The sequence below is a fragment of the Thermostichus sp. OS-CIW-32 genome (assembly GCF_054060415.1).
In genome coordinates this window covers 392,273-408,594 of the sequence record NZ_JBSSDD010000001.1, presented here as the reverse complement: position 1 = coordinate 408,594, position 16,322 = coordinate 392,273, and the positions used below count along the sequence as shown (strand labels likewise).

The 16,322-nt window shown below is 60.6% G+C and carries 9 protein-coding genes; 7 read left to right on the top strand and 2 right to left on the bottom strand.

From position 1 onward, the window contains the following. The first annotated feature begins 84 nt into the window (after nucleotides 1-84). From ACVWY8_RS01880 to carA, 7 genes are all read left to right on the top strand, one after another. On the top strand, nucleotides 85-708 hold the full coding sequence (locus tag ACVWY8_RS01880; protein WP_457392128.1) for a pentapeptide repeat-containing protein: 624 nt from the start codon (nucleotides 85-87) through the stop codon (nucleotides 706-708). 104 nt (nucleotides 709-812) lie between these two features. Further along, on the top strand, nucleotides 813-1,409 hold the full coding sequence (locus ACVWY8_RS01875; RefSeq protein WP_414350377.1) for a response regulator: 597 nt from the start codon (nucleotides 813-815) through the stop codon (nucleotides 1,407-1,409). Nucleotides 1,410-1,550: 141 nt separating this feature from the next. After that, nucleotides 1,551-9,152, top strand: a complete 7,602-nt coding sequence (hpsA, locus tag ACVWY8_RS01870) for a hormogonium polysaccharide biosynthesis protein HpsA (RefSeq protein ID WP_457392130.1) — start codon at nucleotides 1,551-1,553, stop codon at nucleotides 9,150-9,152. A 57-nt stretch (nucleotides 9,153-9,209) separates the two neighbouring features. Further along, entirely contained in the window at nucleotides 9,210-9,929 is a 720-nt protein-coding gene (locus ACVWY8_RS01865; RefSeq protein WP_457392133.1) for a prepilin-type N-terminal cleavage/methylation domain-containing protein, read from the top strand. 70 nt (nucleotides 9,930-9,999) lie between these two features. Further along, a complete protein-coding gene (locus tag ACVWY8_RS01860; protein ID WP_457392136.1) occupies nucleotides 10,000-11,082 on the top strand; it encodes a PulJ/GspJ family protein in 1,083 nt (360 codons plus the stop codon). Nucleotides 11,083-11,122: 40 nt separating this feature from the next. Then, nucleotides 11,123-11,665 (top strand): pilus assembly FimT family protein, encoded by a 543-nt coding sequence (locus tag ACVWY8_RS01855; protein ID WP_457392140.1) that lies wholly within the window; start codon nucleotides 11,123-11,125, stop codon nucleotides 11,663-11,665. A gap of 61 nt (nucleotides 11,666-11,726) precedes the next feature. Then, complete coding sequence (gene carA, locus ACVWY8_RS01850) at nucleotides 11,727-12,920, top strand: glutamine-hydrolyzing carbamoyl-phosphate synthase small subunit (protein ID WP_457392142.1); 1,194 nt, start codon at nucleotides 11,727-11,729, stop codon at nucleotides 12,918-12,920. Here carA and ACVWY8_RS01845 read toward each other — a convergent pair. Both ACVWY8_RS01845 and ACVWY8_RS01840 read right to left on the bottom strand, forming a co-directional pair. Next, nucleotides 12,909-14,444, bottom strand: coding sequence for a UDP-N-acetylmuramoyl-L-alanyl-D-glutamate--2,6-diaminopimelate ligase (locus ACVWY8_RS01845; protein WP_457392144.1), 1,536 nt, complete (start codon nucleotides 14,442-14,444; stop codon nucleotides 12,909-12,911). The two genes, carA and ACVWY8_RS01845, sit on opposite strands and share 12 nt — an antisense overlap. A 60-nt stretch (nucleotides 14,445-14,504) precedes the next feature. Beyond that, on the bottom strand, nucleotides 14,505-16,274 hold the full coding sequence (locus ACVWY8_RS01840; RefSeq protein ID WP_457392146.1) for an ABC transporter ATP-binding protein: 1,770 nt from the start codon (nucleotides 16,272-16,274) through the stop codon (nucleotides 14,505-14,507). Between the last annotated feature and the right edge of the window lie 48 nt (nucleotides 16,275-16,322).

Here is a 16,322-nt window from a genome sequence, read left to right as displayed (position 1 = left end):
GCGCTCCTCAAGATATGGGGGATCCCTGGAGAAATGGGCCAGAGCGGCTACCATCAGCAGTAGGAGGGGATCCCGGTGAAAACCATGGGATGGGCACGGCTCCAACCTGTAAAGCCCTTGATGAGGGGAAGTCGCCTCTGGTCGGGAGCGCTGTTGGCGCTGGGGATCCCGACGGCTTCGGCCTTTGCCCAACTGGAGTTGGATGCCCAACTGGGCCGCTCCCAAATTGTTTTTCCCAGCAAAGATTGCCCCGCCTGCAACCTAACGGGGGCAGAACTGCCGGGAGCTGACCTCAGTGGGGCCAACCTGAAAGAAGCGATCCTCAGACAGGCCAATCTCCAAGCTGCCGACCTCTCCCAAGCAATCCTCAATCTGGCCGATTTGAGAGGGGCCAATCTGAGTGGCTCAGCTCAGGCAGGGGCTTTCTTGTGGGAAGCCGATCTGGCGCAGGCCAACCTGCAGCAGACAGATCTGACGGGTGCCAATCTGCAGGTGGCCAACTTAAGCGGGGCCGACTTGCGTCGAGCCATCCTCACCGGCGCCGACCTCACAGGGGCCAAGTTACACAATGCCGATCTGCGGGGGGCCGACCTGCGAGGCGCTTTTCTGGAGGGGGCGGATCTGACCGGCGCCCTGTACAATGCCCAAACCCGGCTGGATCCCACCTTTGACCCCCAGGCCCGCGGCATGGTCTTGGTGAAGCCATAACCCCCCTCTCCCCAAGGGAGAGGGGCTGGGGGTGAGGGCGCTTTATTTGGGATCCCCCCTTGGGCAGATTAAAACCAGCACCCCCTCGGCTGGGATCCCCTGCCATGACTTCCCCTGTCCGCGTTCTCATTGCCGATGATCATCCCCTCTTCCGGCTGGGGCTGAAGTTTGCCCTGCAAGCCCAAGGATTTGAGGTGGTGGCCGAAGCCGAGACGGGATCCCAGGCCGTCCACCATTGTCGCAGTTGCCCCATCGACGTAGCCATTTTGGATGTGCGCATGCCGGATGGGGATGGGATCGCCGCCTGCCAGCAAATCACCGAGCTGGGCCTGCCGGTGGTGGTGGTGATGATGACCACCTTTCAGGAGCCGGGTCTGATTGAGGCAGCCCGCCGCGCCGGGGCCAAAGGCTACCTTTCCAAAGAAACCGACCCGGCGGAATTGGCCCGCGTCATCCGTCAGATTTTGTCCAACCCCGAACGAGACTGGCTGCCTGCCCGACAGGAGCTGCCCAAGCTCACCCCCCGCGAGCTGTGTGTGCTGCAACTGATGAGCGAGGGCTTGGCCAACAAACAGATTGCCCGCCGCTTGGGCCTCAGCATCGAAACCGTCAAAGAATATGCCAGCACCGCCTACCGCAAGCTGGATGCTAGCGACCGCGTCACCGCCCTGCTCAAGGCGCAGCAACTGGGGATCTTGTGAATTGGAGAAAGGGCTTGGGGATTCCCCCCAGAGGTGGGGATTTGCGGCGGCCATGATCACCGCCATACTGTTGCTAGCTTGGCATCTTGACAAGGGATCCCTGGGGTGCCGCCTTCCCCTTCACGTTGTCCGAGATACGGTATGTCTGCTCCTTCCACGCTGCTGCTCAAGCTCACCCTGCGCTTGCTCGCCTCTTTGAAAGCACGGGTGGATCGGCGCAAGATTCGCGAGCGGGGCTTCGTCCTGCCGGTTGCCATTTTGATCGTGCTGGTCTTGAGCTTGGTGACGGTGGGGCTGCTGACCCGCTCCACTCAGCGCAGCATCCAAACCCAGGTGGAACGAGCGGGGCAAACCATTAGCCGACAACTGAATACGGCCATTGACCGGGCTAGAGCTAAGATCGAGTACCTAGTTCGGGATCCCCGCCTGCCCAACAGCGCCCCGACGGATGCGCAATTTGCCGCAGCCCTCATCAACGATGGGGCAGGGGGTCTGCTTCCTCGGGATCCCGATGAGCCCTACATCCTCCCCGACGAAACTCAGTTCGTGATCGCCACCAACATTCAGGTGGAGGATCCGCAAAATCCGGGACAAAACTTGAACGTCCGGGTTCAGGCGCCCGCTTGGTGGTTCTTGGCGGATACCGACAACAATGGCATCAATGACTCCGTAACGGTTTATACTATTCTGAACACCCGTCGGGCTGCCGGCGGCGACTTTGAGGCTAACCTGACGGATACCGAGCGGGCGCGGCGGCTGCTGATCCGCAGTGGGCCACTGCAGGGTTCGGCCTTGGCGGGGTGTACCGATTCTCCGGCTGAACAGACGGTCAACCCCAACGTGGGGGATTGGTTCCAGGTTGGCTCTGCGTTGTACAAGCCCTTTCAAGTCTATGCCGTCACCTTGCCTATTGCGGGTGCCGACTCCACCACCCGTGCCATTTCGGCTTTGCAATTTCAGCAGGATCGGCGGAGGGATCTGCTTAACAAATGGGGAGCCTTCAGCCGCGGCGACCTAGAGTATTTCTTCACTCCTGGCTACAACTGGAACGGTGCCATCTACGCGGGGGGCAGCCTCTTTTTCCGTTACGCCAGCAACAATTTGTTCCGAGCTTTCACCATCAGCTCGGAGCAGTCTTGCTTCTACATGCCGCCGGAAAACTCCGAGATTACCGCCTTCGGAGAGTTGGTGGCAGGGGCCATTGGCTACGCCGGACAGGAGGCGAGCGATACATTGATCTTTGATGCCCACCCTAGGGTGGCGAAAGTGCCGCCAAGTACGCCGCTTCCCCGCCTGAATAACCTCAATTTCGATTCGGTTCAAAACACCGCAGCTCCTGAGATGGTAGCTCTGGATCCGCTGGAGCTACAGCTTTTTGGCCGCATTCGCACCCGCGGAACCTACGCCCAGGATCCAGCGGGATGGTCAGTCTCTCCAATTAATGTCAGGCGGAATTCAGAGAGTGGCCCACCAGGACGAGTTCAAGCAGGCGGCTTTCAGTCAACGGAAGACCAAGTCTGCCCCCCCTACGTGGACGATGTTTACCGGGCCGACAACCGCTTTGGCCCCAAGGCCAGCTATGACCGCCCACCGGTCAGCCCTGATCCGGCAAGGGGCTGCGATGTGGACACCTTTACTCAAACGTTTGGTGTCAGTGCTGGTGCTCCGATCCCTGGGGATGCTCAGAACAACCAGAGGGAATCTCTAACGCAAGACAACCCACCCCCAGGCGCCCTTTCCGAGGTGGGCTTGGATGGCTATTGGGAGCGGCGGGCCCGCGTGGAAGGGCTGCGGGTGATCGTGGGCCAGCGGCTGGAGCTGACTCGCACAGATTCTTTGCCTTTGCCTTTGGTGCCCACCGGGGATCCCAACGATCCCACCAAGTTGCAGCCCATTTTCATCAGCAACGAGGCGCGGCAACGGCTAACCCTGCGAGATAACCCAGCGGCGGTGCAGGCTACAGCCGTTTACCACTACAGCCACAGAGATGGCCGCTTTCCGATAGCCTGCCTGGCCACGGTGGCTCACCCCGGCTCTCCCTGGAGCTTGCAGCGGGCTTCCACCTTCCCTACCGGCGACCAGCGCACTCAACTGGGGATCAACTTCTTTACTGGAGAGGGCACCAACGTTTGGGAGTATGACCCCGGGCCGATGCGGGAGCAACTGCGGCCTGGCACTCCTTTGTGGACAGCGCTCACCAACCTGGCCAATTTTGCCGGCGATCCCGATGGGGCCTATCCGCCGCGTCAAGAGGCGGGCCGCATTCACCCGGATCCGTTTATTACGGCTTTTGGCAACTTCTCGGAGCTGCGGCGAATCATTGAAAACCCGACAAACCTCAGCTTGGCGGATCAATCGACACTGCAAACGGCAGGCTGCATGTTGGGCATGCTGGCCGACAACATCCTGCGCATTGAGGCGGCTGCCAATGCCGGGGATCCAGCGGCTCAAACCCTCTGGAACGACATTCAAGCCAGCCGTGCCGGGAATCGAGAGGCGGCCAATCGGTTTTATCTGCCGCTGCGCTACATCTTCCCGACCACCAGTTTCAACCAGACGGATACCCTGGAAACGGAGCGGCGCAGCGCTTACTCCTTCCTTCCGAGCACAGTCAGCTATCAGGCTGTAACCAACTTAAACGAGGTTGCTCTGGAGCCCCGTTCTGGAATTGGCAACTGGGCTTTGCCCTATGCCCCAGCCAATTGCACTGATGCTGGCCCCAATAGCAACCAATTTGATCTCATTCGGATTGGCAACCAGTGCTACCGCGTGCCCTTCAAAGATTCCGTCTTTTACGATGGCCGCGAGGCAATGGCGGTGCGGGCCCTCAACATCGACCTGGCCCTGCTGACCAACAACGTCAACGGACAGGCCAACGGGTTGATCAACAGAGATACTTACAGAGATACTTGGCTGCCTGCCGGTGTGCAAGAAGGCCGCGAGGGTGGCATTTTCTACGCCTTCCGGGAAGATGCCGTGCGGGAAGATGCCATTGCCCGCCCGCCCTTGGGCACCTTTGCTGCCTATCAACAAGCTTGGCGAGCGGCAAATGCCCGCGGTGACTTGGGCAGCGCCGGTATTATGAACGCCGGTCAGCCGAATCGAGGCACGGCCAATGGCCAAACGGTCTGGGATCCCCCTGTTTCTGATCAAAACCTCAGCCCCAAGCCGGTGGACTACTATGCCGATCCGGATCGGCGGCCCTATGGCTTCCGGCTGCGCAATGGGGCAAGGCTGGCTCGCGGCGGGTTTAACCTCGATGAGGCTGTCTTTGGTCTCTCCTTTGTTTCTGATAACCCCGTCTACATCCAAGGAGACTTTAACCTGCACCAGACGACGGGAGGCCAGCGGCTGGAGGAGTTCACAACTCTTCTTGAATTCGGAGAAGGTGGCCTCTACAGCAACTTCTACGGGCGGCGGCGGGCCAATGAAGATCGGAGCTTTGCCCGGGCAGCCCAGGATCTCTGGCGGCCTAGCGACGTGTTGGGCGACTCGGTGAACATTCTCTCTGCCGACTTCTGCGATGGCAGCATTGATGATGCCTTTGTCCAGGATGGCACCCTCAATGGCGGCGGCGTTAACTACAACCCCGGGCAGGACTACAACGGTGGGCGGGCATCAGCCCCTCGGCGGTGGGATTACTACGGCTGTCTCAGGGGTGAGAACGGCAGGGATAACCTGGGATTCAACACCTCCTTCCTCAACCAAGCGCTGGTGATCCGAGGCAACAACTGGCCGGCTCCGGATCCCAACAGCGCTGGTGCTGGCGTTCTGCGCTTTGACAACACGAACGGGGCGCAGAATTTGGGCGACAACCTCAACCAGCCGGGTTGGCCGGATGTGTTTGCCCGCGACACCATCTTTGCCCGCCGCAACAGTACCGATGCCAGCTCCGGTCAAGCTGACCGAACCGCAGGGCTGGGCGTGCCCGAAGTGCGGCTCTTGCGGGCACCCGATACGGGCTATGCCAACTTTGGGGTGCGCATCTCGGCTTTGGGCAACCCGGTGCTGGATACCTCCCGCTGGGTGATGGTAGCTCCACCTGGGCCTTGCCCGAGCCCTGGTGGCTCTGGGTTGCTGGCCGAGTACTACAACGGCTGGATAACCAGCCCGCAGAACCAGTACGACCGCAACACAGGGTTTGCCGACCCCAATAATCCTCTAGGTCCTGTAGGTCTGCTCCAAACTGCCCAAAACCGCAACCTGCCCTACCTGCGGGCGGTGCGCTGGCCGGATCCGATATTCCCCGTCGACTGGGAACCGATGCCGGACACCATCGGCCAGTACAACAACGGCTACACCAGCAGTGCGCCCACGTGTAATCCAAATGGGAGCGGTGGGCAGCGCTGGGCCTGCGTGCGCGATGCTATCAGTAATGCGGATGGCACCGTCAATCCGAGCAGCTTTGCCCGCAGCGGCCCTGGTTTCCCCTGGTGGGGCGGCTTCCAGTACCGGTTCGGCGGGAGCAACGATCTGAATTCCAACTCTCCCTTTAAGCGGCGGCTGTATAATAGCACCCCTGCTTGCAACGCCACGCTGATTGATACTATTTTTCAGCCACCCCTCACCATCCTGCAGCCCCTTTGCCGCCTGTCGGTGCCGATTCTCTCGCCGCCGAATCTTTGGGAGCCTCGGCCACCTTTCAACCCGCCTGATCCCAGTCCTGATCGGCGGGATCGCGGCGACTGGTTCTGGATGCCCAGTTGCGGAGAGCCGGACGGCAACAACCGCCTGCCGAACGCGCCCATCGATGCGGATGATATCGGCTATTCCTATAAGCCTGTCGGCAACCCTCGCATTGGATACAGGCTCCTCCCCAACGGAGAAGGAACTAGCGAGCTCGTATTCAACAACCCCAACCAGTTCAACTTCCTGCGCTCCTGCTGGCGGCGCAGAAGCGGTGGATCCGGCAGCGGCAACAACAACGGCAACGACTTCTTCGTCGTTCGCTGGGTAGGGGAGATCTATCCGCGCTGGCCGGGCCTGCAGAGCTACCGCATCCTCGATGCCGATGATGGCGTGCGGTTGATCATCCGGCGCAACCCCGGCTACACCCCTCCCAACCCCGCGGAGCCAGCCACCTTCATCAACCGCGGAGTTTGGAACGGCACTCCCCTCAACCTAGGGCCGGACGCGGCAGGGGCCGAAGCCTGGCAGGATAGCGGCAGCAACATGGTCACCCTGCGCTTGGAGCTGGAGTGCGCGCCTGCAGAAGGGCCTTCTCCTTACCTCGTGGAGATCCAGACCTATGAAAATAGCGGCAACGCTCGCGTGCGCTTTGCCACCCGCGATGACAGCGAGCTGGAAGACTACGACCTGCGCTACCTGAAGCCGCTGCCGGGGGTGAATAAACCTTGCGAGCCAGATCCGATCAAGGGTAGCCAGCTAGATCAAGATCAAAATCCTGTTCAGCGCTCCTGCGCGGTCAGCCTCAATTGTGATCCCAGGTGGACTGACTGGACGCCCGCTTGTAGAACCGATATTTGTCAACCCACCACCATCACCCAGACCAAAACAGCCACCTTGCCTGCCGGTTGCCCTGGCACTCCGCCAACGCCGAGAACTCGGACGATCACCTGCTACCCTCAGTACAACTACGGGACTTGGTCAGATTGGACGCCTCAGTGTACCCAGCAGCAGCAGTGTAGCGGCACCAGGATCACCCAAACCCGCACCCGCACGGTAACGCCGCTCTGTACCAGCCAAAGCCCCTTTACTGAAACCCAAAACCAAACCATCACTTGCCAACCTCCGGGGGCTACCTGCACCTATACAGACTGGACTCCTGCGTGCACGGTGGCCAACGGCGGCCTGCAAGTGACCCAAACCCGCACCAAGACCTGCACGTCGAGCTGCGGAACCACCACTACTATAGAAACCCAAACGGTCACCTGCCCGGCCATTTGCAATGACTACACCTTTGGGCCTTGGACTCCTGACTGTAGCAGTCTTACCATTGCCTGCGGCACTAGCCAGCCGCTCAACCAAACCCGTACTGGCACCAAAGGCCCCAATAACAGCCCCACCTGTCCGGCCACCAAAACCGAGAGCCAGACGATTACCTGTACCGGCAAGCCCTGTGGGTCACAGAGCTTTGCCCCTGAGGCTCCCGGCAAGAGCCCCTTGGGCGAGTGGATGGCAGCCAAGCCCAACACGGTGGAGCTGCGCCCCATTCAGGCAGTCGAGGCCGATCCGGAGCCGGAGACCATCAGCGTGAATACGGTGGCCGCGGCTCCTGCCGAAGGCGTGACGATCGCTCTGCAGCCGGAGCTTTCCCCGGTGCTGGAAGTGAAAGCAGGGGTGCCCAAGCTGCCCAAGTGGCCCAGCCCTGCCGAAGCTTTGCAAGCGGCCTTCAATTGGATGTTTGGTGAGCCCGCCTATGCTGCCCGCGCCGGACTGAGAGGCAATTTGCTCTCCAGCCAGATCGCCAACCCCAGCAAAGAACCCGGCATTCGCCCTGCCGAGAGTGGTGCTTCTCCGATTTCCGGAACTCTTAGCCTAGGCACCGACGACTGGGCGCGGCAACTGCGGCGGCGATTGCTCAATCCCAATGGAACTGTTCGCTGTGACTCAGAAGAAAAGGTCACTCCCACCGACGGTGGCTTCTGGGTGCCGGGGGTATTTCGCCCCAACTTCAACGACCGCTTCAAGTACACCGCCTACACCGGTGACAGCCGCCCCAGCACGTTGCGCATCAAAGACTGGAACGGAGACGGCCAACTGAACTTCTGGGACAAGGACGGCGACGGCGTTCGCGACTCCAACGAGCCTTGGGATGTTTTGGATCGGGATCCGCTGTTTGGGTTGGATCTGGTTCCTGAGCCTCCCGGCAACTCCATTCAGCTAGAAATTCAGCCGCAGATGGTGCTCAACCCCTATGCCCGAGTCAACAAAAGCGCCACGGCTCAAGCCTATAGCGCCACATCCAAGTACGAAGATGGCTACTACATCGACCAGAAAGGTTCCGAAGATATCCGCAATGGCCTGTGCTTCTACGTCAAGCCCAACGGCAACACCATCCAGGTGCAGGTTGATCGGGATGGCGGCAGTGGCAATAAACCGGAGTGGGTGGACGTAGAGCCCTTCACCCTGGATCTGAACAAGCCCACCACCGGCTTTGCCGGCAACAACCCTGTGCTGGGGGTAATCCTGGATGAGGTGACCCGTCGGCCCATTCCCATCCCGAGCTTCCAGGAGCTGGCTTCAACCGATGTGAACCAGCGCCGCCGCAACGACAACGGCACCCAAAACCGGCAGCTCCAGCCGGCCAGGGAAACGCGGGTAAATGCCATTGCCATCAGCGGTGTGATCCCGTCTCGGCTGAATCAGACGGGCGGGGGCATGCACAACTTCCTGCGCCTCAACGAGCTGTGGAGAAATACCGACCTCTTCTTCAGCGGCTCGATGATCCAGCTCAACTACAGCACCTATGCTACCGGCCCCTTCCTGCAGCACAGCTTTGAGCCACCCGATCTGGTAGCCGATCCAACCTTCGTGCGCGGTTACGACTACTACTACCCACCCAACCGCCGCTTCGGCTACGACGTGGGTCTGCAAATTGCCCGTCGTCCCAGCGCGGTGTCGGCTCGCTTCCAATTCCCCTCCAATGCCCGCACTGAGTTCTTGCGGGAGTTGGATCCTCAGGATCCGTATGTGCGGCGGCTGCGCTGCGCACTCCAGAATCAGCCGGGTGTGCAGTTGGATCCGTCTGCCCGGATTGGTGGCTGCGAGGAGTTTAACTGATATTGACCTGGCCGGTCAGGGGCAGATTTAGGGTAGGGGCAGAAGAGGGAGGGATCCATGAACAAGTGGCGGCTTTGGCAGCAACACCAAGCGGAGGGTTTCACCCTCATTGAAGTCTTGGCTTCGGTCGTCCTCGTGGCCCTGGCCATGGCCGCCCTGGCCCCTACCCTCACGGTAATTGCTTACCGGCGCGCCATGAGCGAGCGGGTGGAGCTGGCCAACCGCCTAGCCCAGGAAGAGGTAGACCGCATCCGCACTCTGGTGGATATCGAGCTGGCTGCCAACCCTCGCGCTTTTCAGGATCAACTGGCCCGTCTGCCCAAGGTGGGAGCCAACCCGCTGGCAAATACCTCACCTCCCACCAACATGGACAGAGAGGGGAACAACTATTCCATTCGCGTGGCTCGGGTTCAAGTGCCGGGGCGTAACCCCGAAGAATACGTCATCCAAACCTTCCGCGACGCAGGGGCACCTTGCATCGACCGCCGTGAAAGCAGGGTCATTCAGGGGGTGCCCTGCAGCTTTCGCATGGGTGTGAGGGTTTACCACCGCTTTTCTTTTGATCCAAACACTCGCCAAGCGCTGCCTGGCTTGAGGGCGGAGGTGGTTTCGGCTAACCAGAACTTGGCCAATGCCAATGTCTGGCTCTTTCCACTAGCCACCTCCTTTGTAGAAGTTAACCCTGCTGCCAACTTGGGAGATGTTTGCCGGCAGATAGCCATTGCCAGAGGCGAGGATCCCAACCAGAGGTGCCGGGCTTTCCCCTTGCCTAACTGACCTGCTGTACCCTGAGGTAGAGCCTAAGTTCCTTCCTGCAAAACCTGTTGAAAGACGGAGGTGTTGGCCTGTGTTGATCTTTCGCCGCCAAGCCAGCAGAGGGTTTACCCTCATTGAGCTGTTGGTCTCACTGCTGGTTGCCTCCATCTTTCTCCTGGCCACCGCGATGATTGTCATCGAGACGATGCGGCTGGATCGGGAAGAGACAGGGCGCACCCAGGTGCAGGCAGAGCTGACCCAGGCCATGCAGCATATCCAGCAGGATCTGGCAGAAGCGCTTTACATCTACAACGATGCGGAACAGCCCAACGGAGACGGAACGCCAGATCTCATTCAAAGGCTTTACACCCCCGGCTGGATTCGCCGCCCCGATGGGGCCATTCCAGTGGTCGCCTTTTGGAAGCTGAATCCGATCCCACGCGATTGCTATCAAGGCCCTCCGACGTTGCAACAAATTCGAGAAGGCCGAGTAACTTTGAAGGAGAGACCTACGGGTATTTCCGAAGCTGACTGGGATAACATCCGCAGCCGCCGTAACATTTACACCTTGGTTGTGTACTACTTGCAACGTAACTACAACAACGCCGGTAACCCAGACGGCAACACCCCTTGGGAGGGCAACGCGCGCATTGCTAGGTTTGAGTTGCAACCTCTTAATGACACATGCACTGAGCGCAGCCGATTTTTTGTCGAGGATCCGGATCCCTTCCGGGAAGGCTTTCTGGTTTGGCCCTCTGAGCAAGCTAGGGCTCGCCAAACTCCCATTGCTGGGGCAGGCAATCAAGGTAATCGACTGGTAACTCTGGTCTCCAACATCTTCAGCAGCCGGCAGGGCAGCCCGCAGGTTGCCCCGAATTGCCCACAGGGCTATGCCTTTGGAGGGGGCAGGCCCGACGGAGTCACTTTCTCAGGCCTAGAGGTCAATCAAAACGACGTGGGCTTCCATGTTTGCGTTCGGCGCAGTACCGACGCCAGCCTTCCCCAAGATGTGATTGTTACCATCACGGCAACTGCCATGGAGCGAGCCAATCCCGGCCTGTTCCGGCGCTACATCCAAGATGCCACCAGCGTTGATGCGGAGCAGGTGTCGCGGTATCTGACGACAATGCAAACTCGGGTGTTGGCCCGTGGTGTGTTTAATCGTCAAGCCTAGTCAAGCCTATGTGACTTATTCGGAGGGGGGATCCCTGCCTATGCTGGCCTCAGTGAGCCGATTTAGACGGATTGCACCTGCCCAGACAAGGGGCTTTACGCTGATAGAAGTCTTGGCGGTTATTGTCATCATCGGCATCTTGGCTGTGCTGTCCGTTCCCTCTGGGATCAACATCTGGGCGCGGATCCAGCTTGAGGATGCGCAGAACAGGCTGGAGCGAGCCTTGCGCACTGCCCGCACTAACGCCAGGGCTTCTCTCCTGGGCCGAGCTTGGGTGGTGGGGGTGGACAATTCAGAGCCAAACGTGCCGACTCTGGTTATCCAGGATGAGGAGGGCCTCTGCGATGAACCTACCCCCTGTCAGCGGCTACGCCTGAACAATTTTGTAACTGTAGCCAACACCTTCAATGACGGAAGGGCGGTTTTTGAATCCGATGGCCGGGCCCGTCAACTGGGTCGCTTTGTGGTCAGCAGCACCTACTCTCAGGGAGAAAACCGCTGCGTGGTGGTGAGCACCTTGATAGGCACTATCCGCAAGGACAACGACCCGGCTTGTGCGGGCGGAGCATATGCGGAAGACTAGCCAGCCTTGCAACCTCCTTGAAAGGGGGTAGGATGGTCAGGCCGATGTTTTTGGGTGGAGCATGGCTTCTCCTTCCCTGATCCCTCAGGAAAAAACCTTTCCTTGGCAATCTCGTCAGCCTGCCCTGCTGATGCTGGCGGATGGTGCTTCCTTTGCCGGTTGGTCTTTTGGGGCGCCGGGCACGGCAGTGGGCGAGGTGGTGTTCAACACGGGCATGACCGGCTACCAGGAGGTGATCACCGACCCTAGCTACCGGGGGCAGATGGTTACCTTCACCTGCCCTGAGCTGGGAAATACCGGAGTGAATGAGCTGGATGAAGAATCGGCTCGGCCCCAAGTAGCAGGGGTGATTGCCCGCAATGTATCGCGCTTGGCCAGCTCCTGGCGGGCTACTTCCACCCTCCCCGAATACCTGCAACGATATGGGATCCCGGCCATTGCTGGGGTAGATACGCGGGCTTTGGCACGGCGGCTGCGCTCTCAGGGGGTGATGAACGGGGCCCTTTCCACGGAGACTTTGGATCCCCAGGTTTTGTTGGAGCGGGTGCGCCAGGCTCCTTCCATGCAGGGGTTGAGCTTGGTGGCGGAAGTTACTACTCCCCAACCCTACGAGTGGCTGGAGCCTACGCCTGCCGATTGGGACTATGGGCGCAGCCAAGGGATCCCGATCCCGGAGCCGCCCCTGCGGGTGGTGGCCTTGGATTTCGGCGTTAAGCGCAACATTCTGCGCCGCCTTACCCGCTATGGCTGTCGGGTGATGGTGTTGCCGGCCAATGCCAGCCCGGAGCAGATTTTGAGTTACAACCCCGATGGGATCTTCCTCTCCAATGGGCCAGGGGATCCGGCGGCAGAGACCACGGCCATCCGCACCACCCAAGCTCTGCTGCAAACCGGGAAGCCCCTATTTGGGATCTGCCTGGGCCATCAGATCCTCAGCTTGGCCCTGGGGGGATCCACCTACAAGCTCAAGTTTGGCCATCGGGGCCTCAACCATCCCTGTGGGCTAGAGCGGCAAGTGGAAATCACCAGCCAAAACCATGGGTTTGCAGTAGACGCTGCTTCGATCCCGGCTGAGGACGTGGAGATCACCTACCTCAACTTAAATGACTGCACTGTGGCCGGGATCCGCCACCGCCAGTTGCCCCTCTTTTCGGTGCAGTACCACCCAGAGGCCAGCCCCGGCCCTCACGATGCCGATCACCTCTTCCGCGAGTTTGTGGAGCTGATGCTGCAGCACCGCCGTTTAGCGGGATAGATGGGCTAGACGCAGAGCAAGGGCCTCGCGCGCTTCTTCCCGGTCGTCAAAGTGAATCTTCTCAGTGCCTAGGATCTGGTAGTCTTCGTGGCCTTTACCGGCAATGACCACCGTATCCCCTGGCTGGGCTGCGAGGATGGCCAGGCGAATGGCCTGCCGCCGATCCACCTCCACCGCCCTGGGGGATCCAGGGATCCCGGCCAAAATATCCCGTAGGATCTGCTGGGGATCTTCGGTGCGGGGGTTGTCGGAGGTAACGATCACCTGATCGGCCCAGGTGGCGGCAATGCGGCCCATCTGCGGTCGTTTGCCCCGATCCCGATCCCCGCCACAGCCAAAGACGCAGATAAGTTGCCCTTGCACCTGGGATCGCAGGGCCTTGAGCAGGTTTTCCAGGCCGTCGGGGGTGTGGGCGTAGTCCACAACTACCGCGATATCCTGCCCCGGCAGGGTCACCCGCTCCATCCGCCCCGGTACGCCCGGAAAGTGGGGCAGGGCCGACTGGATGATCTCGACAGGGATCCCCAAGTGCAGGGCTACCCCCACCGCCGCCAGCAGGTTGGCCAGGTTGAAGGATCCCACCAGGGGGGCTGCCACGGCAAAGGCGCCAGAGGGGGTGTGGAGCGTCGCCTGTAAGCCGTTGGGGTGCAATTGAACGTTGCTGGGCCAGAGGCCGGGGATCCCCTGCAGGGGCTGCAGAGAATAGGCCCAGGGATCCAAAGAGGGTTGGATGGCCTGCAAAAGCCGCCGCCCCCCGGCATCGTCGGCGTTGATCACCGCCCGCCCTTGGAGATATTCCTGTCGGAAGAGGGTGGCCTTGGCCTGCCAGTAGTTCTCCAGCGTCTGGTGAAAGTCCAGGTGATCCTGGGTGAGGTTGGTCCAGACGGCAGCGGCAAAGGAACATCCCCACACTCGATCTTGAGCGAGAGCATGGGAGCTCACCTCCATCACCGCCACCTCCGCCCCGGCTCTCTGGGCTTCCCTGAGGCTGCGCTGCAGTTCAGGCGGAAAAAGGGTGGTGTGGGGAGCAACTTCGCTGTGGCCCGGCCAGCGGTTGTACAGAGTGCCCAGCAAAGCCGCGGAGCGACCGGCAGCCTGCACCAAATGTTCAATGAGATGGGTGGTGGTGGTTTTGCCATTGGTGCCCGTCACCCCCACCAAGGTCAGTTGGCGGGCGGGAAACCCATAGAAAGCTGCCGCCACCTGGGCCACGGCCCTGTTCAGGCTGGCGCGAGGCAAAACCAGGACGGGCTGACTTCCCCATCCAGCCTCTCCGCTGACGCTCTCCCACGCCTCTTGGGAAATGAGGGCCGCCACTGCCCCTGCCGCCAGGGCTTGGGCCACGAAGCTACCTCCATCCACGCGGGATCCCGGCATCCCCAAGAAGAGATCCCCCGGCTGTACCTGGCGAGAGTCGGCACAGAGGCCCCAGACCTGCACCCCCTCCAGGGATCCCTGGGCCAATCGGGGCTGGATCCCAGCTTGGTGGAGCAATTTGGACAAAGTGATCCCAGCAGTTTCCATCGTTGCCACTCCCCACAGCTTTGCCGGTTAGGGTAGCGGCCAGGGATTGCCGCCGTCAAATTAGGCCAGGGCTTCCTCCAGCTTTTGCTTGGCCCACAGAGAAGCGTAGAGGCCCTTCTCGTCCGCCAGCAATTCGGCATGGGATCCCTTCTGCACAAGGCGGCCCTGGTCCATCACCCAAATCTGATCGGCCTCCACCGCAGCCGTGAGGCGATGGGTGATGAAGATCACCGTTTTCTGGGCCGTGACCCGACGCAGATGGCGGAGGATGGCTTGGGCCGTCTGGTTATCCACGCTGGAGAGAGAGTCATCCAGGATCAAGATGGGAGCATCCACCAGCAAAGCCCGGGCCAAGGCCACCCGCTGTCGCTGGCCACCGGAGAGGGTGATGCCCCGCTCTCCCACCAGAGTGTCGTAGCCCTTGGGAAAGTTGAGGATCTCGGCGTGGATGTGGGCGGCTTTGGCCACCCATTCCACCTCCCAATCTTCGGCATCCGGCTTGCCGTAGCGGATGTTGTCCCGAACCGTGGCGCTGAACAGGAAGCTCTCCTGGGGCACATAGGCGATGGCCCGGCGCAGGGATCCCAGTTGAATCTGGGTGATATCCTGCCCATCCAAAAACAGTTGCCCCGGCTGGATCTCCAGCAGCCGAGGAAGGGCATTGGCCAGAGTGGACTTGCCCGCCCCAATCGGCCCCACCACCGCCACCATCTGGCCCGGTTCTATGCAAAAGTGCAAATCCTCTAGAGCCGGAGCTGCCGCAGGGCCGGCGAAGGCAAACGCGAGACCTCTGGCCTCGATGCGGCCCTGCACCCTCTCCAGAGGCAACGGCAAAGCGCCTGGGGCGTCTCGGATGGTGGGTTCTACCCCCAACAGAGCATCGATCCGCTCCAAGCTGACCTGCCCCCGCTGGTAGGCCGTGATGGTGAAGCCCAGCAGGGCGGTGGGAAATACCAACCGTTCCACGTAGAGGGTGAGGGCCGAAAAATCCCCGATGGTCAGCGTCCCTGCCGCAATCTGCGGCCCCCCCACCGCCAGCAGTAGCAACAAACTGAGGCTGACCAGCGCCACCAAAGAAGGGAAAAGCAAGTTGCGAGTGAGGGCCAAGCGCAAATTGGCCTGCAGCAGCCGCTGGTTCTGGCGGCGAAACTCCCGCTGCTCGTGCTGTTCCTGGCTGTACACCTTGATCAGGGCAATGCCGTTCAGGTCCTCTTGAATGAGATCGCTCAGATCCGCCAACTCCTGCTGCACCTGGAGCTGCTCCTGCTGCAGGCGGTTGCTGCTCAACTTCACCAGCACCAACATCACCGGAAACACCGACAGCGCCAAGGTGCTCAGACGGGGCTCGATGCCAAACATGGCGGGCAAGGTGGTGGCATAGGCAAAGATCGTGTTGGCCAAATTGAGTAGGGCGAACCCCAACAGGCGGCGGATGTTTTCCACATCGCTGGTGATGCAGGTGAGAATGTCCCCGATGGTCTGCTGGGCAAAGTAGGAAGGCTGCAGGGTGAGCAAATGCTCGAAGATGGCTTGCTTGAGGTGAAACTCCACCTGCCGTCCCACCCCAAACATCCACACCCGCGAGGCAATGCGAATGCCCATCATCAGGCTGGAGACGACCAGCACCGTCAAGGCGTAAAGGGCAATGCGCCGGGCCGACAAAGTGGCCAGGTTCTGGCTCAGGTCATCGATGACCAGCTTGACGTACCAGGGCAGGAACACCCCCAGGCCATTGACCAGGAGCAGGGATCCAATGCCCAACCCCACCTGTCGTCGATAGGGGCGCAGATAATGGGCCAACTGTCGGAGATGGGATCCCGATCCGGTCACTCACTTGCTCCCTGCATCCTCTCCCACTCTAGCGCTCAGCCGGATCCC